Here is a 23383-nt window from a genome sequence, read left to right as displayed (position 1 = left end):
TTGGCCCTCAAAGGAGTCGCGGCATGTTTCCCATCGAGATCGAAACCCTGGCCCGACTGCTGATCGACGAGGCGCGAGAGAAGAAGCTGCGCCTGACGGCGGTCGAAAGCTGTACCGGCGGGCTCGTGGCGGGCGCGATCTGCGCGATCTCGGGCGCGTCCGACGTCTTCGAGCGCGGCTTCGTCACCTACACCAACCGCGCCAAGAGCGAGATGGTGGGCGTGCCGGGCGACCTGATCGCCGACCATGGGGCCGTTTCAGAGCCGGTAGCGCGGATGATGGCCGAGGGCGGCCTGGCCAACAGCAACGCCCACGTGGCCGTGGCCATCACCGGCATCGCCGGCCCCGGCGGCGGCACGCCGATGAAGCCGGTCGGCACCGTCCACTTCGCCGTCGCCCGCGCCAACCGCTCGGTCGTCCATAGGCACGAACATTTCGACGGCGAGACGCGCGAGGCCGTGCAGCTGGCGGCGATCCGCACGGCGCTGGAGATGTTGCGCGAGGCCGTGGCCTGATGCCCGACAGCGCGCCTTCCGACTGGCGACGGTTCGTCGGGGCGGGCTTTTCGCGCTCGGCGCTGGGCGCGGCGGCCAAGCGCAAGAGCGAGCTGCGCCACGCGGTGCGGGTGTCGGCGGCGGTCGTCGCCGCCTACGCCCTGGCCACGCTCCTGCACCTGCCGCAGGGCTATTGGGCGGTGTTCACGGCCGTCATCGTCGTGCAGTCGAGCCTGGGCGCGACCATCACAGCCTCGATCGAGCGGTTCATGGGCACCGTGGTCGGCGCGGCGGGTGGCGCGGTGGCGGCCTGGCTGCATAGCCGTCATCCCGAATGGGGTGGACCGATCCTGGCCGTGACGGCCGCGGCCCTGGCCTTTCTGGCTGCGGTGCGTCCGGCCTTCAAGGTGGCGCCGATCACGGCGGTGATCATGCTGATCGGCACGACGACGCACATGGACCCGCTGACAGCGGCGTTCCTGCGGGTGGCCGAGATCACCGTCGGCAGCCTGGTCGGCGTGGCCGCCACCCTGCTGATCTTCCCGGCCCGGGCGCACCAGTCGGTGGTGTCGAGCAGCCAGAAGGCGGCCGGACTGCTGGCCGATCTGCTGTCGCACTACGCCGCCAAACTGGAGGGCGCGCCGAGCGACCTGGACGCGCGCGAACACTATGACGAGACCCTCAAGGCGCTGTCGAAGTTGCAGACGGCGATGACCGAGGCCGACCGCGAGACGGCCAGCAAGCTTTCCGACCGCTCGGTGTCGGACGCCCTGCCCCGCACCCTGTGGAGGCTGCGCAACGACTGCGTGATGATCGGCCGGGCCCTGCGCGAGCCTCTGCCCGCGGCCAGCCTCGCCCCACCGACGGCGGCCATGCTGTCGGCCTCGTCGGCCTATCTGCGCGGCGTGGCTCAGAGCCTGTCAGGAACCGCCCGCCCCGACCGCATCGCCTTCGCCGCCGGCCACCAGACCTTCCAGGACGCTGTGGAGGGCATGCGCGACGTCGGGGCGACACGGGAACTGGGCTTCGACGACGCGGCGCGGACCTTCGGCCTGGTGTTCGCGGTGGAGAACCTGTTCGCCAACCTGGGGGATTTCGCCGATCGCGTCGAGGAGACGGCGGGGAAGCGGGACTAGATTCGGCGCCAAAACGCACATCATTCCAAATAACGCCGGTTATCTTCGATGGGTCGTCCCGCATCGAGGAAACGCCTGATGTTGCGCTCGCCTTCGTCCAGCACGCCCCTGCGCGCCGGCTGCCTGACCGTCCTGCTCGCCGCCCTCGCGAGCGCCTCCAGCGCCGCCGAACAGCTGGTGATCATTCCCTTCGAGGACGCCAAGTTCGCGCCCGTCTCACCGACCAACCCCAACGGGGCGCAGATCGCCGTCCTGCGCGGCGACCCGGACACGGGTCCGTCCGACATGCTGATGAAGACGCCGCGCAGCGAAGGCCAGCTTCACTTCCATACCAGCGACTATCGCCTGACGGTGATCAGCGGCGTCATGAAGCACTGGACGCCGCAGAGCGGCCGGGAGAACGCCAAATCGCTGGGGCCGGGCAGCTACTGGTTCCAGCCGGGCGGACAGGGCCATGCGGACGACTGTCTTTCTGACCAATGCCTGATGTTCATCAGTTGGGCCGGCCCGAAGGACACCAAGCCCTGGACGCCCGCCATTCCGAAATGAGCGGGCCTCAGGCCTTCACGCCATAGAGCTGCGCCGCGCGGGCCTCGAAGCAGGCGATCAGCTTGTCGACCGCGCGGTCCATGTTGGCGGCCAGCAGGGCGTCGAGCACCTTGGACTTGAAGGCGAAGTCGATGGCGAAGTCGACGGTGGTCCCATCCGGATGGGGCGAGAACCGCCACTGGTTCGACAGCCGCTTGAACGGCCCGTAGAGCAGGCTGACCGTGACGCTCAAGTCCGTCACGTCGCGGCGGACGCGGGTGGCGAACTTCTCGCGCAGGAACGAGAAGCCGACCTGGGCCTCGGCGTCGAGGCTGGAGACGTCGCCCGCCTCGTGGGCGTTCCAGGTGCGCATGGCCGTGATCCACGGCACGAACGACGGATAGGCCTCGACGTCGCCGACGAGCGTGAAGAGCTGTTCGGGCGCGTAGGGCAGCACCCGAGTGACGACGTGGCGGTGCAAGGCTTAGCGGGCCTTGGAGTCGAGGGCCCGGCGGGCCGCCTGCAGCTTGGCGAAGTCTTCGCCCGCGTGGTGCGACGAGCGGGTCAGCGGGCTGGACGACACCATCAGGAAGCCCTTGGCCCGAGCGATCGCCTCATAGGCCTTGAACTCTTCGGGCGTCACGAAGCGGTCGATGGCCGCGTGCTTGCGGGTCGGCTGCAGGTACTGGCCGATGGTGATGAAGTCGACGCCGGCCGAACGCATGTCGTCCATCACCTGCATGACCTCTTCCTTGGTTTCGCCCAGGCCGACCATCAGGCCGGACTTGGTGAACTGGGAAGGATCGCGCTGCTTCACGCGGTCCAGCAGGCGCAGCGAGTTGTAGTAGCGCGCGCCGGGACGGATCTTCAGATAGAGCCGCGGCACGGTCTCCAGATTGTGGTTGAAGACGTCGGGCCGCGAGTCGATCACCACGTTCTCGGCCTGATCCTTGCGCAGGAAGTCCGGCGTCAGGATCTCGATGGTCGTGCCGGGCGACATCGCGCGGATCGAGGTGACGACCTCGGCGAAGTGGCGGGCGCCGCCGTCGATCAGGTCGTCGCGGTCGACCGAGGTGATGACGACGTGCTTGAGGCCCATCTTGGCGACGGCCTCGGCCACGCGGCGTGGCTCGTCCGGATCCAGCTGAGTCGGCAGGCCGGTGGTGACGTTGCAGAAGGCGCAGGCGCGGGTGCAGATCTCGCCCATGATCATCATGGTCGCGTGCTTCTGGCTCCAGCACTCGCCGATGTTCGGGCAGGCGGCCTCTTCGCAGACCGTGGTCAGCTTGTGCTCGCGCACGATGCCCTTGGTCTCGTTGTACTGCCCCGAGCCGGGCGCGCGGACGCGCAGCCACTCGGGTTTGCGCAGGACCGGCGTATCCGGGCGATTCTGCTTTTCGGGGTGGCGGACGGCGCGTTCCTCGGGACCGCGAGCCTTCAGCGTATCGATCAACGTGACCATGTGGGCCTAGATCGGCCTTCTTGGCCTCCGGATCAAGCTCTCGATCTTGCATGCGGCGCAAAGGCGCGAAATGAGTGGCCTATATGCTTCGCCACGCGCTCGTCCTGCTGCTCGCCCTGCCCCTTTTCGCCTGCGGCGAGCAAGGCTCCCGCGCGCCTTTCGCCGACAGTCGAACCCCGCCGGGCCTGGAACGCCGCTTCCTGCCGCCAAACGGCTGGGCCTGGGGCTATGTCCAGGTCGGCGAGGACGCGGTGCAGCGTTACGGCGTCTCGGCCCCACACGGCGCGCCGACCAGCCAGATCCTGATCCTGACCGATTACGGCGAAAGCGCCGAGACCTGGTTCGAGACGGCCAATGACCTCAACGCCAAGGGCGTGGTGGTTTGGATCCTGGAGCGCCAGGGCCAGGGCGGCTCCGAGCGGCTGGCCGGCAAGCGCGAGCGCGGCCACGTGTTCAGCTACGCCCCCGACGTCACGGCGACCAAGGCGATGGTCAAGGCGGTGATCCGTCCCGACGGCCGCCTGCCGCTGACGGTGCTGGGTCAGGGCCAGGGCGGGCTGGTGGCCCTGCGCGCGGCCGAGGAAGGCCTGATGGCCGACGCCCTGGTGCTGTCGGCGCCGAGCTTCGAGCTTTCCGCCCTGCCCGCTCCCAAGGCCCAACTGATCAAGACCGCCCGCCTGGCGCGGCAGGCCCGGCTGTCGTTCCTGGCCTGGCCGACGGCGCAGGACTGGCGGCGCGACGGTCCCGACGACAAGGCCCAGGGCCTGACCGGCGATCCGGTGCGGGGCGCGGTGAACCATGCCTGGCAGACGGCCAATCCGGACCTGCGGATGGGCGCGCCGAGCCTTGGCCTCTATGCGGCCTATTACGACGCGCTGGACGCGACGGCCCGAGACCTGGCAGAGGTGAAGATCCCGACCGTGCTGCTGGCCGGCGACGCCGATACGGTCACGCCGGCCTCGGCCCAGGCCAGCGTCTGCAAGGCGCTGGCGGACTGCCGCGAAACCCGCTTGCCGGGCGGGCGCCATGCGCTGCACCTGGAGCGGGATTCGGTGCGGGGCCCCTGGCTGGAGGCGGTGATCCAGACCGTGCGCGGCGCCGGCCGCCATTCGACCGCCACACCTTGAGCCGCAAGGGTTTGCATCCCACCTGAAGAACGGGGTTCGATCACGAAACGTGACCGATCTTTGCAAACCCCGCCGGGATCGCTAGGGTCCCTGCTCAATCGAACGAGGGCGGAACTCGCGCCTTTGTGGGAGGTTTCGCCGGCATGCCGGTAGTTTTTAAAGCCGAAGACGGCCAAAAGGCGCTCTTCGACGCCCTGATCGACGCCAAGGACAAGTTCGGAGCCAAGAAGCCGATCCTGGAGGACCAGGACCGCAACCCTCTGAGCTACACCGACCTGATCCGGGCGAGCTTCGCCCTGGGCCGCAAGATCGCGGCCATGACCAAGCCCGGCGAGCATGTCGGCGTGTTGCTGCCCTCGGGCGTCGGCGCGGTCGTGGTGTTCTTCGCCCTGCACGCCTTCGGCCGCGTGCCGACCATGCTGAACTTCACGGCGGGCCTGCGGAACATCAAGGCCGCGGTGAAGCTGGCCAATGTCCAGCACGTGCTGACCGCCCACAAGTTCATCGAACTGGGCAAGCTGCACGACGTGGTCGACGCGATCGACGACCTGGCCAAGGTCGTCTACCTGGAAGACGTCCGCAAGACGATCGGCCTCGGCGACAAGCTGTTCGCGGCCGCGGCCGGCGCCTTCCCGCGCCAGTTCCGCAGCCCGGCCAAGCCGTCGGACAAGGGCGTGGTGCTGTTCACCTCGGGCAGCTTCGGCGCGCCGCGCGGCGTGGTGCTGAGCCAGGCCAACCTGGTCTCCAACGCCGCCCAGATCGCCGCCCACATTCCGCTGGATCCGGCCTGGGTGATGTTCAACCCGCTGCCGGTGTTCCACTGCTTTGGCCTGACCGCCGGCGTGATCCTGCCGCTGCTGCAGGGCATGAAGGCGTTCGAATATCCCTCGCCGCTGCACACCAAGCAGATCCCGCCGCTGATCAAGGACAGCAAGGCTTCGCTGCTGCTGGCCACCGACACCTTCGTCAACCAGTACGCACGGGCCTCCGAGACCGACGAACTGGGCGGGCTGCAATTCATCGTCTGCGGCGCCGAGAAGGTGCGCGACGAAACCCACGCCTTGATCAAGGAACGCTTCGGCGACGTGCCGGTGCTGGAAGGCTATGGCGCCACCGAGGCCTCGCCGGTGATCGCGGTCAACAAGCCGACCGACAATCGCCCCGGCACCGTCGGCGGCCTGCTGCCGGGCATCGAGACCCGTCTGGAGTCCGTCGAGGGCATCGCCGAGGGCGGCCGCTTCTACGTGCGCGGTCCCAACATCATGTCGGGCTATCTGCGCGAGGACGGCGGCCTGGATGCTCCCGAGGGCGGCTGGCACGACACCGGCGACGTCGTCACCATGACCGACGACGACTGGATCACCATCAAGGGCCGGGTGAAGCGTTTCGCCAAGATCGGCGGCGAGATGGTGTCGCTGACCGCGGCCGAGGACCTGGCCGTGGCCGTGTGGCCCAACGGCCGTCACGCCGTTATCTCGATGCCCGACAAGAAGAAGGGCGAGAAGCTGGTCCTGGTCACCGATTGCCAGACCGCCACGGCGGCCCCGCTGGTGGCTCATGCTCAGGCGATCGGCGCACCTGAACTGGCCGTGCCGCGCAAGATCCTGAAGGTCACCCAGGTGCCGGTGTTGGGCAGCGGCAAGACCGACTACGTCGCCATCCAGCGCATGGCCGAGACCGACAGCCAGGCCGCCTGACGGCCCGCCTACGGACCGACGAACTTCGCCCCTCCCCGGGCGTTTCAGTAGAGCTTGCGGCCGTCGCCTTCTGGCGGCGATCGACTGCGTGAACCGAAACGACGGAAACGGGAGAGATCCTTGGAACGACTGTACGTGTGGGCCCCGCGGGTGCTGAGCCTGCTGCGCATCATCGCCGCCCTGCTCTTCATGGAGCACGGCCTGATGAAGCTCTTCCACTTCCCGGCCGCCCAGCCCGGCGCGCCCGATCCGCTGCCGCCGCTGCTGCTGGCCGCGGCGGTATTGGAGGTCGTCGGCGGCGGCCTGCTGGTGCTGGGCCTGTTCACGCGGCCGGTGGCGTTCCTGCTGTCGGGCCAGATGGCCGTGGCCTACTTCCTCGCCCACTTCAGCCAGGGCTTCTGGCCGGCGCTGAACGGCGGCGAGGCGGCGATCCTGTTCTGTTTCGTGTTCCTGTACCTGGTGTTCGCCGGGCCGGGGGAATGGAGCGTGGATGCGCAGGTGCGCAAGCGGCCGTAACCACGACCATCCGACTGTCGGAAAAACCGAAAGAAACCGCACAGCAGCCATGACCTATCGCAGGATGGCGCATGAGCGCCTTCCTGCCTTTCATGCTGGCCCTGGCCGTCGCCCCGCCGGCGGACGTCCCCAAGACCTATCTGCTGTCGATCGTCGACCTGCCTGTGAAGACCGGGCAGATGATCGACGGCTTCAGCTTCACGACCTGGGGCGTCGAGTTCAATGCGGTCTGCCAGATACCCCATGGCTGGCGGATCACGGCGGGTGGAAGCCTGACGCCTGACGCCGAACTGATCGGCGAAGGCGGCCAGGGGATCAGCTGGCTGAGGGAGCGCAATCCAAAGAGCCTCGAAGCGCTGGTCCTGGTCACCCTCTACGGCCCCGTCCAGAAGGAAACGATCTACGAGGCCACTGGCGAGATCCCAGCCACCTTCGCCGGCAAGGCCTCGGTCTGGGATATCGACGCCGAGGACGGCCATGACGTCCCGCTGAACGCCGACAACATCAGGCTGGTCCCCGCCAAGGCGTGTCCGAGCCGCTAGAAATCCAGTTCCATCCGCGCGCCCGTCACATGCACGCTATAGTCGCGGTCGCCGTCGGCCAGGGGCGTGGCGTCCTGGTAGGCCAGGTAGGCGTGGTTGAGGTTGAAGCGCAGATACTCGACCGGCTGCCAGATGATGGCGGCGATCAGGGCGTCCTGACGGCCGCCGACGATCGGGCCGTCGTTGAGATCGAGATAGTCGTAGCGCGCGTTGACCTGCACCGCGCCCAGACCGCCGCCGCCCAGCGGCTTCTTCGGCTTGGCGCGGTCGAAGATGCCCGACTTGTAGCCGCGCGCATCATCGGTCAGGAACCAGCCCAGTTCGGCATAGCCGCCGAAGAAGCGGGCGTCGGGGCCTGAGGCCAGGTTGCTCTCCAGCCAATGGGTCTCGGCCGCGCCATGCAGGCGGCCGCTGACAAAGGCGGCTTCCAGGCCATAGTGGGCCTCGTCTCTGACGGCCAGGGTCGAGGTTCCGATCAGGCGGCTGTTGCTGGTGTGGACGTAGGGCCGCTGGCGATAGCGCGTGCCGGCGTCGCCAACCCGCTTGAGGTCGCGCCAGTGGGCCGAACCGCCCAGGTGCAACTGGGCCTTGCCGAGCTTGGGCGCATAGACCACGCGGCCGTCCAGGCCGTAGCTGTTGTTCTCGTCGCCGCCGCTGGCGCCGTCGCTGTCATTGGAGAGGGCGGTGATGTCGTCGGCGAACAGGCCCGCCTGCAGCAGCCAGGCGGAGTTCTCGTACTGGGCGGCCAAGCCCAGGCGGCGCTCGAAGTTGAAGGCGTCGGTGAAGGCCGCGCGTTCCATGAACGAACCGGAGGTGTCGCCGGTCAACTCGTCGAGCGACTGGAACTGGTTCTGGTTGCCGAGCGCGAACTGCCAGCCGCCGGTCTTGTAGGTGACGAAGGTGTCGACCAGGTCGACGCCGTTGTCGGAGAGCTCGAGCTCCAGCTTGTAGCCGATCCCGGCGCCGAGGCTCCCCTCCCCGCCCAGGCGGATGCGGCGCATCTCGGCGGCATAGCCGAGGCCGCGGTCGGTCGAGCCGTCGGGGCGCGAAACGTAGCCGACGTCGGTCTGAATACGGCCCTTGGCCTTGAAGCTGCGGCCGCCGCTGGCGGTGAACTGGGGCGAGCCCTTCCAGGCGATCTCGGTCGGCGCAGAGGCCTTGGCCGGCGGCGCGACGGCGACCACGGCGGCGGGGGCGGTCGGCGGGGCCGTACGCTGAGGCGCGCCGGTCGCCCCGTCCAGACGCTGCTCCATGCGCTGGAGCTGGGCCTTCAGGGTGGCGATCTCGGCCCGCAGCGCGGCGGCGTCCTCGGCGCTCAGCGACCCGTCCTGGGCCTGGGCTGGAGACGTGGCGAGGCAAAGGCCGGCGACGGCGGTCGCCAGCGGGAGCTGGATGGAGGCGCGCAAGATCGTCACCCGGAATGCAGAATACCCGCCCGACGGCCTGTCGGGCGGGTCTTCATAGCGACCGGGCCTTTGCTGTCCCGTGACAAAGTGTGTCTGGGAAAGTCTCCAGGATTGAAGTTCATCCGCGTTCGGACGAACTCCAGACCCGCAGCCGGATCAGATGTGCAGGACGCGGCCGTAGGCGTCCAGCGAGGCCTCGTGCATGGCTTCCGACATGGTCGGGTGAGCGTAGACGATGCCGTGCAGATCTTCCTCGGTGGCTTCCAGCGTGATGGCGGTGACGAAGCCCTGGATCATCTCGGTCACTTCGTGGCCGATCATGTGGGCGCCGATCAGGGCGCCGGTCTTGCCGTCGAACACCGTCTTGACGAAGCCCTCGGTCTCGCCCGCGGCCACGGCCTTGCCGTTGACCTTGAACGGGAAGCGGCCGGCCTTGGCGTCGATGCCGGCGGCCTTGGCGGCGGCTTCGGTGTAGCCCACCGAGGCGACCTGCGGGTTGGCGTAGGTGCAGCCCGGGATCGGCGAGTGGACGTTCGGGGTCTTGTAGCCGGCGATGTGCTCGGCGGCGTGGATGCCTTCGTGGCTGGCCTTGTGGGCGAGCCAGGGGGCGCCGGCGACGTCGCCGATGGCGTAGAGGCCCGGGACGTTGGTTTCGCCATGCTTGCCGGTGACCACGTGGCCGCGGTCCAGCGTCAGGCCGACGGCTTCCGTGCCTTCGGTGTTCGGAACGATGCCGATGGCGACGATGCACTTCTCGGCGGTCAGTTGCTCGGCCTTGCCGCCGACCTCGACCGAGACCGACACGCCGGTGGCGGTCTTGTCGATCTTGGTGACCTTGGCGCCGATGCGGAACTTGATGCCGCGCTTCTCGAAGGCCTTCTGGGCGGCCTTGGAGACCTCGGCGTCCTCGACCGGCATGATGCGGTCGACGGCCTCGACGACGGTCACCTCGGCGCCGAGGGCGCGGTAGAAGCTGGCGAACTCGATGCCGATGGCGCCCGAGCCGATGACCACCAGCGACTTCGGCATCGACTTCGGCGCCAGGGCGTCGCGATAGGTCCAGACCTTGTCGCCGTCGGAAACGGCGCCGATGGCCGGGATGTTGCGGGCGCGGGCGCCGCTGGCCAGGATGACGTTCTTGGCCTGGACCGTGCGGCTGCCGCCGGCCTTCAGGGCGATCACGACCTTCGGAGCGGGCGTACCCTTCTCGAGCTTGGCCTCGCCCTCGATGACCTCGATCTTGTGCTTTTTCATCAGGAAGGCGATGCCGCCCGACATGGTCTTGGCCACGCCGCGCGAGCGCTCGATGATCTTGTTGAAGTCGAACGAGGGCTTTTCGACCGCCAGGCCGTAGGCGTCCAGGTGGGACAGCTGTTCGAAGATCTCGCCGGACTTCAGCAGCGCCTTGGTGGGGATGCAGCCCCAGTTCAGGCAGATGCCGCCCAGGTTTTCGCGCTCGACGATCGCCGTCTTCAGGCCCAGCTGGCTGGCGCGGATGGCGGCGACGTAGCCGCCCGGACCGGCGCCGATGACGACGACATCGAATTCCGTGGACATGGTAGTCTTACCCTAGCTTGGACGTCGCACGGGGGAGCGGCGGCGTCGAACGACCGGCCCCGCGGGGCCGGCCTGGGAAATCTATAACAGCGCCTCGACGGCCGCCTGGAGCTCTTCAGGCTTGGTGGTCGGGGCGAAACGCTCGACGACGTTTCCGTCGCGGTCGATCAGGAACTTGGTGAAGTTCCACTTGATGCCTTCGGTGCCCAGCACGCCCTTCTGCTGCTTCTTCAGATAGGCGTAGAGCGGGTGGGCCGAGGGGCCGTTGACGTCGATCTTGGCCATCATCGGGAAGGTGACGTCGTAGGTCAGCGAGCAGAAGCTGCCGATCTCTTCGGCCGTACCCGGTTCCTGGCTTCCGAACTGGTTGCAGGGAAAGCCCAGGATGGTCAGGCCGCGGTCCTTCTGCGCCTTGTAGAGCGCTTCCAGGCCTTCGTACTGCGGGGTCAGGCCGCACTTGCTGGCGGTGTTGACGATCAGCAGCACCTGGCCGCGATAGTCAGCCAGGCTGACATCCTTGCCTTCGAGCGTCTTGGCCGAGAATTCGTAGACCGACATCGCGTGTTCTCCCCGGGGCCGTCCCCGTTCCTGAAAGGTCCAGGATGGGGCCCTGCCCGGCCGCTTCCGAAATCCCCGCCCCGCGTTTGGTCGAGGGGCGAGGATTCCGATGGCTTCGTTAGACGATCAGGGTCAGCGGTTCCTCGATCAGCGGCTTGAAGGCCGCCAGGAACTTGGCGCCGACTGCACCGTCGACCACGCGGTGATCGCAGGTCAGGGTCACGGTCATGACCGTGGCCACGGCCAGCTGGCCGTTCTTGACCACCGGACGCTGCTCGCCGGCCCCGACGCTCATGATCGCGCCCTGCGGCTCGTTGATGATCGACGAGAAGGCCTTGATGCCGAACATGCCGAGGTTCGAGACCGAGAAGGTGCCGCCCTGGAATTCCTCGGGCTTCAGCTTCTTGGCCTTGGCGCGGGCGGCCAGGTCCTTCATCTCGGCCGAGATCTGGGCCAGGCCCTTGGTCTCGGCGGCGCGGATGATCGGGGTGATCAGGCCGCCGTCGATGGCCACGGCCACGGCGATGTCGGCATGCTTGTGCATGGCGATGCCTTCGGGCGTGTAGGAGGCGTTGGCCTCCGGCACGCGCTTCAGCGCCACGGCGGCGGCCTTGATGACGATGTCGTTGACCGACACCTTCACGCCCTGGCCTTCAAGCAGGCTGTTGATCTTCGCGCGGGCGGCCAGCAGGCCGTCGAGCTCGATGTCGATCGTCAGCGGGAAGTGCGGCACGTCGCGGAAGCTTTCCGTCAGGCGGCGCGCGATGGTCTTGCGCATGCCGTCCAGCGGGACGAGGTCGTAGGAGCCGGCGGGGATGCCCATCTGCTCCAGCGACTGCACCTTGCGCGGTTCGGCGGCCGGGGCCGAAGCAGCGGCGGCGGGAGCCGGCGCGGCCTTGGCGGCCGGGGCGCCGCCGCTCTTGGCGGCTTCCACGTCCGACTTGACGACGCGGCCGTGCGGACCCGAGCCCTTGATGGCCTTCAGGTCAAGATTAGCGGCGGCGGCCAGACGGCGGGCCAGCGGCGAGGCGAAGACGCGCGAACCGTCGGCGGCCACGGGAGCAGCCGGAGCCGGGGCGGCCGGCGCGGGCGCAGCGGCGGGAGCCGGAGCAGCGGCCTTCGGGGCCTCGGCGACAGCGGCGGCGGGTGCAGCGACCGGAGCCGGCGCGGGGCTTTCGCCCTCGCCCGCCAGCTTGGCGATCAGCGCGTTGACCTTGACGTTCTCGGTCCCGGCCTCGACCAGGATGGCTTCGATCACGCCCTCATCGACGGCTTCGACTTCCATGGTCGCCTTGTCGGTCTCGATCTCGGCGATGACGTCGCCGGCCTTGACGGTGTCGCCGACCTTGACGTGCCACTTGGCGAGGGTGCCCTCTTCCATGGTGGGCGACAGGGCGGGCATCAGGATGTCGATCGACATTTGAGCTCTTTCCTCAAGCGTTCGGGACGATGTCCGCCCCCGATGGGGCTGTCGTCCGCGAGACCCCGCTTCGAAGCGGGATGAATTCGTTGGCCAAGACGATGCGGCCCCCGCCCATCAGGAGCGGGGGCCGCGCCGCGCTTAGCGGTAGCAGACCGCCTTGGCCGCCTTGACGATCTTGTCGACCGACGGCAGCGACAGGGCTTCCAGGTTGGCCGCATAGGGCAGCGGCACGTCTTCCTGGTGCACGCGCAGCGGCGGGGCGTCCAGGTAGTCGAAGCCGAACTCCGTGATGCGGGCGACGATCTCGGAGCCGACGCCCATCGGGCCCCAGCCTTCCTCGACCGTGACCAGACGGTTGGTCTTCTTGACGCTTTCCAGGATCGTCGCGTGGTCCATCGGGCGGATGGTCCGCAGGTCGACGACCTCGGCCGAGATGCCTTCGGCGGCCAGGGCCTCAGCGGCTTGCAGGGCGAAGCCCACCATGCGGCTGTAGGCGACCAGGGTCACGTCCGTGCCCTGACGACGAACCTTGGCCTTGCCGATCGGCACGACGTAGTCCTCGACATCCGGGATGTCGAACTCGTGCCCGTACATCATCTCGTGTTCGAGGAAGACGATCGGGTTCGGGTCGCGGATGGCGGCCTTCAGCAGGCCCTTGGCGTCGGCCGCGTCGTAAGGCGCGATGACCTTCAGGCCCGGGATGTTGCCGTACCAGGCCGCGTAGTCCTGGCTGTGCTGGGCGCCGACGCGCGAGGCCGCGCCGTTGGGGCCGCGGAACACGATCGACGACTTGATCTGGCCGCCCGACATGTACAGCGTCTTGGCCGCCGAGTTGATGATGTGGTCGATCGCCTGCATGGCGAAGTTCCAGGTCATGAACTCGACGATGGGCTTCAGGCCCGCCATCGCCGCGCCGACGCCCATGCCGGCGAAGCCGTGCTCGGTAATCGGGGTGTCGATGACGCGCTTGTCGCCGAACTCCTGCAGGAGCTCGCGACTGACCTTGTAGGCGCCCTGGTACTGGGCGACTTCCTCGCCCATCAGGAACACGCGGTCGTCGCGGCGCATCTCTTCGGCCATGGCGTCGCGCAGGGCGTCGCGCACGGTGATCTTCTTGGTCGGCGTGCCTTCCGGCAGTTCCGGGTCCGCGAAGTTCGAGGCGGCGGCGATCGGGGCCGGAGCCGCGGCGACCGGAGCCGGAGCGGCTTCGGCGACGAGCGGGGCGGCGGCGGGAGCCGCCGACGCCGAGGCGCCGTCTTCATCGGCCAGCTTGGCGATGATCGTGTTGACCTTGACGTTCTCCGAGCCGGCCGGGACGAGGATGGCCTCGACCACGCCCTCGTCGACGGCTTCGACTTCCATCGTCGCCTTGTCGGTCTCGATTTCGGCGATCACGTCGCCGGCCTTGATGGTGTCGCCTTCCTTGACGAGCCATTTGGCCAGGGTGCCTTCCTCCATGGTGGGGGAAAGCGCGGGCATCAGGATGTCCGTCACTCGGCGGCCTCCAGGTATACGTCGGTGTAGAGTTCGGAGGGGTCCGGCTCGGGGCTGGTGCGGGCGAACTCGGCCGCTTCGGCCACGATGCGCTTCACTTCGCCGTCGACGGTCTTCAGATCGTCCTCGGTGACGCCGGCCGCGGCCAGGCGTTCCTTGATGTGGTCGATCGGATCGCGGGTCGTCTTGACCTCGTCGACCTCTTCCTTGGTGCGGTACTTGGCCGGGTCGGACATCGAGTGACCGCGGTAGCGGTAGGTCTTCATCTCGAGGATGTAGGGACCCTGGCCGCTGCGGGCGTGCTCGCTGGCGCGGGCGCCGGCTTCACGCACGGCCACCACGTCCATGCCGTCGACTTCCTCGCCCGGGATCCGGAACGAGACGCCGCGCTTGTGGAAGGCGGTTTCCGACGCCGAACGCTCGACGCTGGTGCCCATGGCGTACTGGTTGTTCTCGATCACGTACACGACCGGCAGCTTCCACAGCTGGGCCATGTTGAAGCTCTCGTAGACCTGGCCCTGGTTGGCCGCGCCGTCGCCGAAGTAGGCGTACGAGACGTTGCCGTTGCCCTTGTAGTGGTTGGCCAGCGCCAGGCCGGTGCCGAGCGCCACCTGGGCGCCGACGATGCCGTGGCCGCCGTAGAAGCCGGTCTCGATGTCGAACATGTGCATCGAGCCGCCCTTGCCGCGCGACGAACCGCCAGCGCGACCGGTCAGCTCGGCCATGACTTCCTTGGGGTCCATGCCGGCGGCCAGCATGTGGCCGTGGTCACGGTAGCCCGTGATGATCTGGTCGCCCTTGTGCGAGATCGACTGCATGCCGACCGCGATGGCTTCCTGACCGATGTAGAGGTGGCAGAACCCGCCGATCAGGCCCATGCCGTAAAGCTGGCCGGCGCGCTCTTCAAAGCGGCGGATCAGCAGCATGTCCTGATAGAATTTGAGAAGCTCTTCCTTGCCGACGAAGGCGTTGACACCGGTGTCGGCGCCCTTCTCCGTCGAGGCTTCACCCTTGCGCGTTCGCGCCATTAAACTCTCCCTGGCCAATCACCATAACGGCCTTCATCTCAGAGGCTTCCGTCGCCGCCGCTTTGCGGCTTTCCGGCGCAGGATCGCGCTCATGTTGACGCCGAGACCGCCCTCCAGGCCGCAACCTGGAGTGTGGTCTACAAGACAGCCTCGGACCGGTGTGAACCGACCGAGCTCAGCGCTTGGTGCGGATCACGTAGTCCTTGGGATCGGCGTATCCAAGGAGGGAACGCGCACGTTCCTCCAGGAGATCGGCCGACAGGCTGCCGCTGCGTAATAGACGAGCCCGAGCCTCCAGGTCCATCCTCTCAGCGCGGATCTTCTTAAGTTCCATCGTCTTGGCGGCCAAGTCCGCGTTGCGTTGAGACGAGGAAAGCAGGCCTCTCTCGCCCGTCAGAGCGTGAAAGACGAAGTACGTGATCAGGAGAAGGAGCGCCGCGGTCGGCAGGTAAGGTTGCAGTCGAGCGAACATCGGAGAATCCCGGACAGGGAGGTTCAGGCTGCCAGAACGTGCTTAACACGGTCTAAATCCCCAACCCTGCAAGGGGCTTGCAAATAGCTCGCGAGCAGGCTCAAAATACTTTCAAATGAGACCGTTTCAGGGGCATCGAGATACCGCATCGCGGCATTTCGTTCGCAGCCGCGAGAACGGTTAAAACCTCTGTTTTTCTAAAGGCGGCCGAGCTTTTAGAAAAAATGTGGTCGGTCTTTTTTGATCGAACACCGGTCACGCCTGTTTTGAAGGCGCCCTCGCCCCAGAATCGCCGCGGTGACGCTTTCCTCTTGCTATCCAAGATTGATTGAGCGCGCGCCATGCGTGTCAAATCAGCGTCGGCGACGGCGTCTCATGGGGAGAGAAACGACATGCTTCGCAGACACGCTCTGGCGGGCCTCGCCATCACCGCCCTGGCGCTGCCGGCGGCGGCCCGACAGCGCAGCGACAACGGCGTCGTGAAGGGCCGCAAGGGCGGGCCGAACATGATCAAAGGCGATCCGCCCAGGCTCGACTTCGGCGGCGGGCTGGTGATCCCGATGAACAGCTCGATCTTCAAGACCCTGTGGGAGGGCGAGGACCGCTGGGTCACCTATGGCCGCTCGGTGGCCCGTATCGAGGCGCGCGCCATGCTGCAGGCCGAAAACGCCGCCACCGGCACGATGAAGCTGATGCTGCTGACCCAGGCCTTCGCACCGGAACGCCTGGTTCGGTTCGAAACCTGCGGCTGGCGTGGTCGGACGGGCGACGCCAAGGACCTCGTGCTGGGCGAGATCGCCCTGCCCGGCCGCCCGGTGATGCCGACCACCGATCGCGTCAACGGCGCGGCGACCGGCGCGGAGACCGACGGCCTGGGCGAGGACGCCTGGCATGCGGTGACCGGCTACATGGTCATGAAGAAGGACGTCACCCTGGCCGATGTGAAGGCCCGGGCGCAGCTGATCGAGGGCTGAGACGCTCGCCCTATCCCATGGTTGGAGACGCCTTGATGGACCACGACTGGAATCGCCGCCGGTTGATGGCGGCCGGCGGCGCGCTGGCCTTTGGCGCAGCAGGCGCGGCCAGAGCCGAGACCGCCCCGGAAGTCCTGCCCCTGTGGCCCGGTCCGGCGCCGGGTGGAGAGCGCGTGACGGGCGAAGAGCAGCGCGTGGCCTACAACTGGCCCGACGGCCGTGTCGACTACAGCATCGAGGGCGTCACGCGACCGACGCTGACGCTCTATCCGCCGGCTGGGACCGCCAAGCCGAAGGCGGCGGTGCTGGTCATTCCCGGCGGCGGGTTCAGCAAGGTTGTGGCCGACAAGGAAGGGCACGAGGTCGCCCGCTGGCTGGCCGCCAACGGCGTTTACGCCAGCGTGCTGGTCTACCGGTTGCCGAAGGATCCGTGGGCGGCCCGCTTCGACGCCCCGTTGCAGGACGCCCAGCGCGCGCTGCGGCTGCTGAGAAGCCGGACCAGCGCTCCCATGGTCGGCGCGTTGGGCTTCTCGGCCGGCGGGACCCTGGCCGCGGCCCTGGCCTCGCGCGGAGCCGCCGCCCTCTATCCGCCGGTCGACGCCCTGGACGCGGCCCCTTCCCTGCCCGACTTCATCGGCCTGGGATATCCGTGGCTGACCCGGCCCAAGGCCCCGCCGCAGGCGACGCCCTTCCACGGCTTCGACGGCCCCACGAGGGCCTTCCTGTTCCACGCCGAGGACGATCCCAAGGTGTCGGCCGACAATAGCCGTGACGCCGCTCGCGACATCGTCGCCCAAGGCGGCGCCGCCGAGTTGCACGTCTTCCCGACCGGAGGCCACGGCTTCGCCCTGCGCTCGCGCCCGCCGGCGCCGGAAACCGCCTGGGGCGGATTGTTCCTGGCTTGGTTGGGCAGTCTGCCCGGCTGAGGATCGGACACGAAAAAGCGCGCCGGGCTGCCCCGGCGCGCTCTTCTCGTTCAGCTTGGACCGAAGTCCGCCCGATCAACGGCCCTTGAGGGCGGCGCGACCGGCATAGACGCCCTGGTCTTCCAGCTGCTGCTCGATGCGCAGGAGCTGGTTGTACTTGGCCAGCCGGTCCGAACGGGCCAGCGAGCCGGTCTTGATCTGACCGCAGTTCAGGGCCACGGCCAGGTCGGCGATGGTGCTGTCCTCGGTCTCGCCCGAGCGGTGGCTCATGACGCTGGTGTAGCCGTGGCGGTGAGCCAGATCGACGGCGTCGATGGTTTCCGACAGCGTGCCGATCTGGTTGACCTTGACCAGGATCGAGTTGGCCAGGCCCTGGTCGAGACCGATCTGCAGGCGCTTGGGGTTGGTCACGAACAGGTCGTCGCCGACCAGCTGGACCTTCTTGCCCAGGGTGTCGGTCAGCAGCTTCCAGCCGGCGAAGTCGTCTTCGGCCATGCCGTCCTCGATCGAGGCGATCGGGAACTTGGAAACGAGGTCGGCCAGGTAGTCGACCATCTGGGCCGGGTCGAGCGACTTGCCCTCGCCTTCCAGCTCGTACTTGCCGTTCTTGAAGAACTCGGTCGAGGCGACGTCGAGGCCCAGCAGGAAGTCGTCACCGGCCTTGTAGCCCGCGGCTTCACCGGCCTTGACGATGAAGTCGAGCGCGGCTTCGGCCGAGGCGAGATTCGGGGCGAAGCCGCCTTCGTCGCCGACGTTGGTGTTGTGGCCGGCGTCCTTCAGAGCCTTCTTCAGGCCGTGGAAGATCTCGGCGCCCATGCGCAGGGCTTCGGAGAAGCTGGCCGCGCCGGTCGGCAGGATCATGAATTCCTGGATGTCGATCGGATTGTCGGCGTGGGCGCCGCCGTTGATGATGTTCATCATCGGGGTCGGCAGAACGCGGGCGTTCACGCCGCCGATGTAGCGGTGCAGCGGCAGGCCGGCCGACTCGGCGGCGGCCTTGGCGACGGCCAGCGAGACGCCGAGGATGGCGTTGGCGCCCAGGCGAGCCTTGTTCGGCGTGCCGTCGAGGCCGATCAGCAGGCTGTCGATGCGGCGCTGGTCTTCGGCGTCGACGCCCGACAGAGCGTCGAAGATCTCGCCGTTGACGGCTTCCACGGCCTGGCGGACGCCCTTGCCGAGGTAGCGCGCCTTGTCGCCGTCACGCTTTTCGACGGCTTCGTGGGCGCCGGTCGAGGCGCCCGACGGCACCGCGGCGCGACCGAAGGCGCCGTCCTCGAGGACGACGTCGACCTCGACCGTCGGATTGCCGCGGCTATCGAGGATTTCGCGGGCGATGATGTCGACGATCTCGGTCATGGGAGCTCCCGAAAGAAAAGGCGCTTCCCCTTAGCCGCGACGCCGCGTCGCCGCAACCAAGACCGGCGTTCGGCAGGATCGAAGTTCCGCTGCGTCAGCGCTTTGTCGTCACGCCTGCAGGACCGGCGGCCCGCCCGAACCGAGGCGGAACAGCAGTTGTTCGGCGCCGAAGTCGAGCTCGACCCGGGCGAACAGCTTCAGCACGTCCACGCCCAGCAGCAGCGCCGGCTTCTCGTTGAGCTTCCAATGATCGAAGATGTGCAGGTCGGCGAAGACCACGGCCAGGTTGGTCATCCGCAGGTCGCCCATGTTCATCGACCGCAGGACCCGATACTCGCCGATCGTCTCGCCGCCGGCCACGCCGATCAGGCGCACGGCCAGGGCCGGGTCGGCGCCGCGCCGCTGCCTGGCCTGGATGGCCCGCGACAGCGCCATGTTGCCGATCGACGAGCCCGCCCCGGAATCGATGAAGGCCAGGGTGCGGATGTTGTTGACCCGGCAGTTGACCACGGTGAGCCGTCCGAAGCGCTGGTCGGCTTCGATCTGCACCTCCTGGTTTCGCCGGAAGAAGCGATACTCCGGCGTGCTGTGGCGGACTTCCAGGCGCTTCTTCCTGAAGTCCATGACCACCGAGCGGTCCTGCAGGATGTCGACGCCCAGAAGCCCCTCGCCGCCGACCCGTTCGGACGGCAGCACCGGCAGCTCGACATCGGCCAGCCGCGCCTCGCCGGTGGACAGGCGGGCGATGCGTGCGGTCGGGGTCACCGCCGAGCCGCCGATGCCGTGGACGATCACATCGCGGCCGCGTGGCAGGTCCAGGCGAGCGGCGAGCGTCTGGGAGAGCACCGAGCGATCCGCGCCGGAATCGACGACGAACTGGTAGGGCCCCTGATCGTTGATCTGGGTCTCGACGGTCATCCGTTCCGATTCGTCGATGCCGGTGTCGATGACGTAGAGCGGCAGAGGCGCGGCGGGTGGAGCGACGACCGGCGGCGTCGGGGAACCGGCCTGCAGCGCCTGGCCGGGTGAGAAGGCGTGGACGAGCGAGGGCGCGGCGGCGAACGATGCGCCGAGGCCGCACGCGAGGGTGCGACGCGTGAACATGGCGAACCTCCCAGTTCGCCGGAGTCTGATCACGCCATTCTTGGCGCTGACCGCGCTCCTGGCTTTGTTGGGACCGTCCCAGTGGCGGTCCGGAAGCCATGATAGCACCGCTTGAGGCGCCCCACGACGAAAAGCGCCGCCCAGGCGAGCCGGGCGGCGCTTTCGAAGCGTCAGACGCTAAATCCTGGAGCGCTCGCCGGTGGGGCGGGCGCGTCCGAGAAAGACCTTAGTCTTCCTTCGGGGTCAGGATCTGCTTGCCGTTGTACAGGCCGGTCTTCAGATCGACGTGGTGCGGACGACGCAGCTCGCCGGTGTCCTTGTCCTCGATGAACGAGTTAGCGCCCAGGGCGTGGTGCGACCGGCGCATGTTCCGGCGAGAAGGCGAAGTTTTTCTTTTGGGAACGGCCATCGAAGTGACTCTGCTCGCTGAGCGTGAAAATCGGAAGCGGCGACTCGGGAAAGCCCAGGTCGCCGCGTGAGGGCGCGCTTATGCCTGAATCTCTCCAGACATGCAACTCGCCAGTTCAGACCAGTCGACCGTGCTCCTTGGCCGCCGCGATGAAGCTGGCGAACAGGGGGTGCGGGGCGAACGGACGGCTCTTCAGTTCCGGGTGGAACTGAACGCCGATGAACCACGGATGGTCGTCGCGCTCGACGATCTCGGGCAGCACGCCGTCCGGAGAACGGCCGGTGAGCTTGAGACCCGCCTCCTCCATCTTGTGGCTGTAGCCGATGTTGACCTCGTAGCGGTGACGGTGGCGCTCGACGATCTCTGTGCCGCCGTAGATCTCGGCGACCTTGGAGCCCTGCTGCAGGACGGCGTCGTAGGCGCCCAGGCGCATGGTGCCGCCCAGGTCGTCGCCGGCCTTGCGCTGCACGGTCTCGTTGCCCTTGATCCACTCGGTCATGATGCCCACGACCGGGCGTTCGGTCGGGCCGAACTCGCTGGAACTGGCGTCGGTGATTCCCGCGACGTTGCGCAGGGTCTCGATGACCGCCATCTGCATGCCGAAGCAGATGCCGAAGTACGGCACCTTGCGCTCGCGGGCGAACTGGGCCGCCCGGATCTTGCCTTCCGCGCCGCGCTCGCCGAAGCCGCCCGGCACCATGATGGCGTGGGCGTTCTCGAGACGGGCCGCGGCCGCGCCCTCGTCGCCCTCGAAGGTCTCGCTCTCGACCCAGTCCAGGTTGACCTTGACCTTGTTGGCCAGGCCGCCGTGGTGCAGAGCCTCGATCAGGGACTTATAGGCATCCTTGAGCACGGTGTACTTGCCGACGACGGCGATGGTCACCTCGCCGTCGGGATGCTGGACGGTGTTGTCGATGGCTTCCCAGCGCGACAGGTCCGGCTTGGGCGCGTCGTGCATGCCGAAGACGTCGAGGACTTCGGCGTCGAGGCCTTCCTTGTGATAGTCGATCGGCACCGCGTAGATCGAGGCGCTGTCCATGGCCTGGATCACGGCGCTGGGGCGCACGTTGCAGAACTGGGCGATCTTGCGCTTTTCCTCGACCGGAATGTCCTGCTCGCAGCGGCAGAGCAGGATATCCGGCTGGATGCCGATCGAGCGCAGTTCCTTGACCGAGTGCTGGGTCGGCTTGGTCTTCATCTCGCCGGCCGTCTTGATGAACGGCAGCAGGGTCAGGTGCACGTAGCAGCTCTGGCCGCGCGGCAGGTCCTGGCGCAGCTGGCGGATGGCCTCGAAGAACGGCAGGCCTTCGATGTCGCCGACCGTGCCGCCGATCTCGACCAGCACGAAGTCCACGGCCTTCTGGCCCGTCTCGTCCATGGCGGGCGAGAGGACGAAGTCCTTGATCTCGTTGGTGACGTGCGGAATCACCTGGACGGTCGCGCCCAGATAGTCGCCGCGGCGCTCCTTCTCGATGATCGTCTTGTAGATCTGGCCGGTCGTGATGTTGTCGGCCTTCTTGGCCGACACGCCGGTGAAGCGCTCGTAGTGCCCCAGATCCAGGTCCGTCTCGGCCCCGTCGTCGGTGACGAACACCTCGCCGTGCTGATACGGGCTCATGGTGCCCGGATCGACGTTCAGATAGGGGTCGAGCTTGCGCAGGCGGACGGTGTAGCCGCGAGCCTGCAGGAGAGCGCCGAGCGCTGCGGAGGCGAGGCCTTTTCCAAGGGAGGAAACCACGCCGCCGGTGATGAAAATGTACCGCGTCATGGGCGCTCAGATTACCCGCGATTCGGCGATCGCGGCGAAAAGACCGACGTTCATAAACAAGTTTCGTTTCAGGGCCTGGGCCCCGCCCTTATTGGGCGGGGGTTTGGGCCGGAGTTTGGGCCGGAGCGGTCGTGGCCGGAACGGCCGGAGCCGGGGCGCCCAGTTGCGGGGTCGGAGCCTGGATCGGCGCCGGCGTGGTCGTGGCCGGAGCCGCCGGGGTCGCCGGAGCGTTCAGGGTCTTGGTGTCGAGATTGTCGATCTTCAGCTTGTCGACGACCGAATCGGCGCCGCCGATGCGACCGGTCAGAATGGTCAGCACCAGGCTGACGACCAGGAACACCGAGAACAGGATCCAGGTCATCCGGGTCATGAAGTCGCCGGCGCCGCGGGCGGTCATGAAGCTGCCCGCTCCACCGCCGCCCATGCCGAGCGCGCCGCCCTCAGAACGCTGGAGCAACACGAAGCCGATCAGCGCGATGCAGACGATGATGTTGATGGCCAGCAGGACGGCGATGAGCATGTCGAAACAGTTCTCGATCAGTGCAGTCGGCGGACCGGCTGCGAAAAACGAAGCGGCCCCTCTACCACTACCGGCGCGCGCACGCCATAGGTGGGACGACGGCCGGCCAACTCAAGTTCCAATCCAAGCTTTAGGGCGCGCATGATTCTCGAGACCGAACGCCTGACCCTCAAGCCCTTGGTCGCCGAAGACGCCCCGCTGATCTATCCGTTCCTCAGCGATCCGGAACTGATGGCGCACTGGGACCGGGCGCCGCTGGAGGATCCCGACGAGGTCGCCGCCTGCGTGGTCGGCCAGGTCGAGGACATGCAGGCCGGGACCGCGCTCTACTGGACCATCCGCCTGACCGCGACCGGCGCCTTCGTCGGGGCCTGCGAGTTCGTCGAGATCGACGAGCGCCGCCACCGGGCCGAACTGCGCTTCATCGTGGCCCGCGAGGCCTGGGGCAACGGCTACGCCCAGGAAGCGGTCAGCGCCCTCCTCGCCCACGCCGCCGCCAGCGACCTCAAGCACGTGGTCGCCCGCACCCAGGTCGGCGACGCCCGGGCCGAGAAGCTGCTGGAGCGCCTGGGCTTCAAGGGCGCGGCCTATCTGAAGGGCCAGGTGGACCGCGACGGCGAACGGCGGGATGGGCGGCTGTACGGGTTGGAGCTCTGAGTTCCTTCTCCCCTTGCGGGAGAAGGTGGCGGCGGCTTGCGAGGAACCTCCCCCTGTGGGGGAGGCGATCGCGTAGCGATCGGTGGGGGGAGTTGGTGCGAGATGGGCCGACGCCTCGAAAGCTGAAAACGCCCCCCACCGGCCTTCGGCCGCCTCCCCCACAGGGGGAGGTTCCTGGACGCACGGCCTCTCGATCTCACGCGGTGAACCGCTGAGTTGATCGAAAGGG

Annotated in this window: 24 protein-coding genes; 10 read left to right on the top strand and 14 right to left on the bottom strand. The window is 67.7% G+C overall.

What is annotated here, in order from left to right; translation table 11 throughout:
- Nucleotides 1-23 precede the first annotated feature (23 nt).
- The 3 genes from AC07NS_RS19170 to AC07NS_RS19160 all read left to right on the top strand — a co-directional run bounded on the left by AC07NS_RS19170 (nt 24) and on the right by AC07NS_RS19160 (nt 2179).
- The gene (locus tag AC07NS_RS19170) at nt 24-515 is read left to right on the top strand and encodes a CinA family protein (protein WP_494605808.1); all 492 of its coding nucleotides are present in this window, start codon (nt 24-26) and stop codon (nt 513-515) included.
- The gene (locus tag AC07NS_RS19165; RefSeq protein ID WP_494605806.1) at nt 515-1630 is read left to right on the top strand and encodes an FUSC family protein; all 1116 of its coding nucleotides are present in this window, start codon (nt 515-517) and stop codon (nt 1628-1630) included. Before AC07NS_RS19170 ends, AC07NS_RS19165 begins: the two co-directional genes overlap by 1 nt.
- 78 nt (nt 1631-1708) lie before the next feature.
- Nucleotides 1709-2179: a cupin domain-containing protein gene (locus AC07NS_RS19160; protein WP_494605804.1), complete on the top strand. Its 471-nt coding sequence runs from the start codon at nt 1709-1711 to the stop codon at nt 2177-2179.
- 7 nt (nt 2180-2186) lie between these two features.
- Here AC07NS_RS19160 and AC07NS_RS19155 read toward each other — a convergent pair whose 3' ends face one another.
- Both AC07NS_RS19155 and lipA read right to left on the bottom strand, forming a co-directional pair.
- Nucleotides 2187-2639 (bottom strand): type II toxin-antitoxin system RatA family toxin, encoded by a 453-nt coding sequence (locus AC07NS_RS19155; RefSeq protein WP_494605802.1) that lies wholly within the window; start codon nt 2637-2639, stop codon nt 2187-2189.
- Nucleotides 2640-2642: 3 nt separating this feature from the next.
- Nucleotides 2643-3620, bottom strand: coding sequence for a lipoyl synthase (lipA, locus tag AC07NS_RS19150; protein WP_494605800.1), 978 nt, complete (start codon nt 3618-3620; stop codon nt 2643-2645).
- Between the two features lie 83 nt (nt 3621-3703).
- On the opposite strand from lipA, the gene AC07NS_RS19145 reads away from it, so the two are divergent.
- The 4 genes from AC07NS_RS19145 (at nt 3704) to AC07NS_RS19130 (ending at nt 7502) form a co-directional block, all read left to right on the top strand.
- Nucleotides 3704-4747: an alpha/beta fold hydrolase gene (locus tag AC07NS_RS19145; RefSeq protein ID WP_494605798.1), complete on the top strand. Its 1044-nt coding sequence runs from the start codon at nt 3704-3706 to the stop codon at nt 4745-4747.
- Nucleotides 4748-4890: 143 nt separating this feature from the next.
- Nucleotides 4891-6444, top strand: coding sequence for an AMP-binding protein (locus AC07NS_RS19140; protein ID WP_494605797.1), 1554 nt, complete (start codon nt 4891-4893; stop codon nt 6442-6444).
- Between the two features lie 120 nt (nt 6445-6564).
- Nucleotides 6565-6960, top strand: coding sequence for a DoxX family protein (locus AC07NS_RS19135; RefSeq protein WP_494605795.1), 396 nt, complete (start codon nt 6565-6567; stop codon nt 6958-6960).
- A gap of 71 nt (nt 6961-7031) precedes the next feature.
- Nucleotides 7032-7502, top strand: a complete 471-nt coding sequence (locus AC07NS_RS19130) for a hypothetical protein (RefSeq protein WP_494605793.1) — start codon at nt 7032-7034, stop codon at nt 7500-7502.
- Here the strand turns inward: AC07NS_RS19130 and AC07NS_RS19125 are convergent.
- The 7 genes from AC07NS_RS19125 to AC07NS_RS19095 all read right to left on the bottom strand — a co-directional run bounded on the left by AC07NS_RS19125 (nt 7499) and on the right by AC07NS_RS19095 (nt 15440).
- A complete protein-coding gene (locus AC07NS_RS19125) occupies nt 7499-8908 on the bottom strand; it encodes an OprO/OprP family phosphate-selective porin (RefSeq protein WP_494605791.1) in 1410 nt (469 codons plus the stop codon). The two genes, AC07NS_RS19130 and AC07NS_RS19125, sit on opposite strands and share 4 nt — an antisense overlap.
- Before the next feature lie 156 nt (nt 8909-9064).
- Nucleotides 9065-10465: a dihydrolipoyl dehydrogenase gene (lpdA, locus tag AC07NS_RS19120; protein WP_494605789.1), complete on the bottom strand. Its 1401-nt coding sequence runs from the start codon at nt 10463-10465 to the stop codon at nt 9065-9067.
- An 81-nt stretch (nt 10466-10546) separates the two neighbouring features.
- Nucleotides 10547-11023 carry a glutathione peroxidase gene (locus tag AC07NS_RS19115; protein ID WP_110122075.1) on the bottom strand — a complete coding sequence of 159 codons (477 nt, stop codon included), beginning with the start codon at nt 11021-11023 and terminating at the stop codon, nt 10547-10549.
- A gap of 118 nt (nt 11024-11141) precedes the next feature.
- Complete coding sequence (locus tag AC07NS_RS19110) at nt 11142-12443, bottom strand: pyruvate dehydrogenase complex dihydrolipoamide acetyltransferase (RefSeq protein ID WP_494605787.1); 1302 nt, start codon at nt 12441-12443, stop codon at nt 11142-11144.
- A gap of 141 nt (nt 12444-12584) precedes the next feature.
- Nucleotides 12585-13940 (bottom strand): pyruvate dehydrogenase complex E1 component subunit beta, encoded by a 1356-nt coding sequence (locus AC07NS_RS19105; RefSeq protein ID WP_494605785.1) that lies wholly within the window; start codon nt 13938-13940, stop codon nt 12585-12587.
- Nucleotides 13937-14968 carry a pyruvate dehydrogenase (acetyl-transferring) E1 component subunit alpha gene (pdhA, locus tag AC07NS_RS19100; RefSeq protein WP_494605783.1) on the bottom strand — a complete coding sequence of 344 codons (1032 nt, stop codon included), beginning with the start codon at nt 14966-14968 and terminating at the stop codon, nt 13937-13939. Before pdhA ends, AC07NS_RS19105 begins: the two co-directional genes overlap by 4 nt.
- A gap of 175 nt (nt 14969-15143) precedes the next feature.
- Nucleotides 15144-15440, bottom strand: a complete 297-nt coding sequence (locus AC07NS_RS19095; RefSeq protein ID WP_058348879.1) for an FtsB family cell division protein — start codon at nt 15438-15440, stop codon at nt 15144-15146.
- Nucleotides 15441-15832: 392 nt separating this feature from the next.
- Between AC07NS_RS19095 and AC07NS_RS19090 the strand changes: the two genes are divergently transcribed.
- Entirely contained in the window at nt 15833-16414 is a 582-nt protein-coding gene (locus tag AC07NS_RS19090) for a hypothetical protein (protein ID WP_494605781.1), read from the top strand.
- A 35-nt stretch (nt 16415-16449) separates the two neighbouring features.
- A complete protein-coding gene (locus AC07NS_RS19085; protein WP_494605779.1) occupies nt 16450-17340 on the top strand; it encodes an alpha/beta hydrolase in 891 nt (296 codons plus the stop codon).
- 75 nt (nt 17341-17415) lie between these two features.
- Here AC07NS_RS19085 and eno read toward each other — a convergent pair whose 3' ends face one another.
- From eno to secG, 5 genes are all read right to left on the bottom strand, one after another.
- Nucleotides 17416-18696 (bottom strand): phosphopyruvate hydratase, encoded by a 1281-nt coding sequence (gene eno / locus AC07NS_RS19080; RefSeq protein ID WP_494605777.1) that lies wholly within the window; start codon nt 18694-18696, stop codon nt 17416-17418.
- Nucleotides 18697-18804: 108 nt separating this feature from the next.
- Nucleotides 18805-19800 carry a retroviral-like aspartic protease family protein gene (locus AC07NS_RS19075; RefSeq protein WP_494605775.1) on the bottom strand — a complete coding sequence of 332 codons (996 nt, stop codon included), beginning with the start codon at nt 19798-19800 and terminating at the stop codon, nt 18805-18807.
- Nucleotides 19801-20026: 226 nt separating this feature from the next.
- Nucleotides 20027-20209 carry a 50S ribosomal protein L32 gene (gene rpmF, locus AC07NS_RS19070; protein ID WP_110122084.1) on the bottom strand — a complete coding sequence of 61 codons (183 nt, stop codon included), beginning with the start codon at nt 20207-20209 and terminating at the stop codon, nt 20027-20029.
- 115 nt (nt 20210-20324) lie between these two features.
- Nucleotides 20325-21977, bottom strand: a complete 1653-nt coding sequence (gene pyrG, locus AC07NS_RS19065; protein WP_494605773.1) for a CTP synthase — start codon at nt 21975-21977, stop codon at nt 20325-20327.
- 88 nt (nt 21978-22065) lie between these two features.
- Nucleotides 22066-22497, bottom strand: a complete 432-nt coding sequence (gene secG, locus AC07NS_RS19060) for a preprotein translocase subunit SecG (protein ID WP_494605771.1) — start codon at nt 22495-22497, stop codon at nt 22066-22068.
- Between the two features lie 141 nt (nt 22498-22638).
- On the opposite strand from secG, the gene AC07NS_RS19055 reads away from it, so the two are divergent.
- Entirely contained in the window at nt 22639-23154 is a 516-nt protein-coding gene (locus AC07NS_RS19055; RefSeq protein WP_487289425.1) for a GNAT family N-acetyltransferase, read from the top strand.
- The last annotated feature ends 229 nt before the right edge of the window (nt 23155-23383 follow it).

The sequence above is a fragment of the Caulobacter sp. GW821-FHT10A10 genome, assembly GCF_059415745.1.
The sequence above is the reverse complement of the archived record's forward strand: the minus strand, read 5'-3'. Positions and strand labels throughout refer to the sequence as shown.

Excerpts from the sequence above, each read along its gene's own strand:
- AC07NS_RS19170 (WP_494605808.1), top strand. The coding sequence starts at position 24 with ATGTTTCCCATCGAGATCGAAACCCTGGCCCGACTGCTGATCGACGAG.
- AC07NS_RS19165 (WP_494605806.1), top strand. The coding sequence starts at position 515 with ATGCCCGACAGCGCGCCTTCCGACTGGCGACGGTTCGTCGGGGCGGGC.
- AC07NS_RS19160 (WP_494605804.1), top strand. The coding sequence starts at position 1,709 with ATGTTGCGCTCGCCTTCGTCCAGCACGCCCCTGCGCGCCGGCTGCCTG.
- lipA (WP_494605800.1), bottom strand. The coding sequence starts at position 3,620 with ATGGTCACGTTGATCGATACGCTGAAGGCTCGCGGTCCCGAGGAACGC.
- AC07NS_RS19145 (WP_494605798.1), top strand. The coding sequence starts at position 3,704 with ATGCTTCGCCACGCGCTCGTCCTGCTGCTCGCCCTGCCCCTTTTCGCC.
- AC07NS_RS19140 (WP_494605797.1), top strand. The coding sequence starts at position 4,891 with ATGCCGGTAGTTTTTAAAGCCGAAGACGGCCAAAAGGCGCTCTTCGAC.
- AC07NS_RS19130 (WP_494605793.1), top strand. The coding sequence starts at position 7,032 with ATGAGCGCCTTCCTGCCTTTCATGCTGGCCCTGGCCGTCGCCCCGCCG.
- lpdA (WP_494605789.1), bottom strand. The coding sequence starts at position 10,465 with ATGTCCACGGAATTCGATGTCGTCGTCATCGGCGCCGGTCCGGGCGGC.
- AC07NS_RS19115 (WP_110122075.1), bottom strand. The coding sequence starts at position 11,023 with ATGTCGGTCTACGAATTCTCGGCCAAGACGCTCGAAGGCAAGGATGTC.
- AC07NS_RS19110 (WP_494605787.1), bottom strand. The coding sequence starts at position 12,443 with ATGTCGATCGACATCCTGATGCCCGCCCTGTCGCCCACCATGGAAGAG.
- pdhA (WP_494605783.1), bottom strand. The coding sequence starts at position 14,968 with ATGGCGCGAACGCGCAAGGGTGAAGCCTCGACGGAGAAGGGCGCCGAC.
- AC07NS_RS19095 (WP_058348879.1), bottom strand. The coding sequence starts at position 15,440 with ATGTTCGCTCGACTGCAACCTTACCTGCCGACCGCGGCGCTCCTTCTC.
- AC07NS_RS19090 (WP_494605781.1), top strand. The coding sequence starts at position 15,833 with ATGCTTCGCAGACACGCTCTGGCGGGCCTCGCCATCACCGCCCTGGCG.
- AC07NS_RS19085 (WP_494605779.1), top strand. The coding sequence starts at position 16,450 with ATGGACCACGACTGGAATCGCCGCCGGTTGATGGCGGCCGGCGGCGCG.
- eno (WP_494605777.1), bottom strand. The coding sequence starts at position 18,696 with ATGACCGAGATCGTCGACATCATCGCCCGCGAAATCCTCGATAGCCGC.
- AC07NS_RS19075 (WP_494605775.1), bottom strand. The coding sequence starts at position 19,800 with ATGTTCACGCGTCGCACCCTCGCGTGCGGCCTCGGCGCATCGTTCGCC.
- rpmF (WP_110122084.1), bottom strand. The coding sequence starts at position 20,209 with ATGGCCGTTCCCAAAAGAAAAACTTCGCCTTCTCGCCGGAACATGCGC.
- pyrG (WP_494605773.1), bottom strand. The coding sequence starts at position 21,977 with ATGACGCGGTACATTTTCATCACCGGCGGCGTGGTTTCCTCCCTTGGA.
- secG (WP_494605771.1), bottom strand. The coding sequence starts at position 22,497 with ATGCTCATCGCCGTCCTGCTGGCCATCAACATCATCGTCTGCATCGCG.
- AC07NS_RS19055 (WP_487289425.1), top strand. The coding sequence starts at position 22,639 with ATGATTCTCGAGACCGAACGCCTGACCCTCAAGCCCTTGGTCGCCGAA.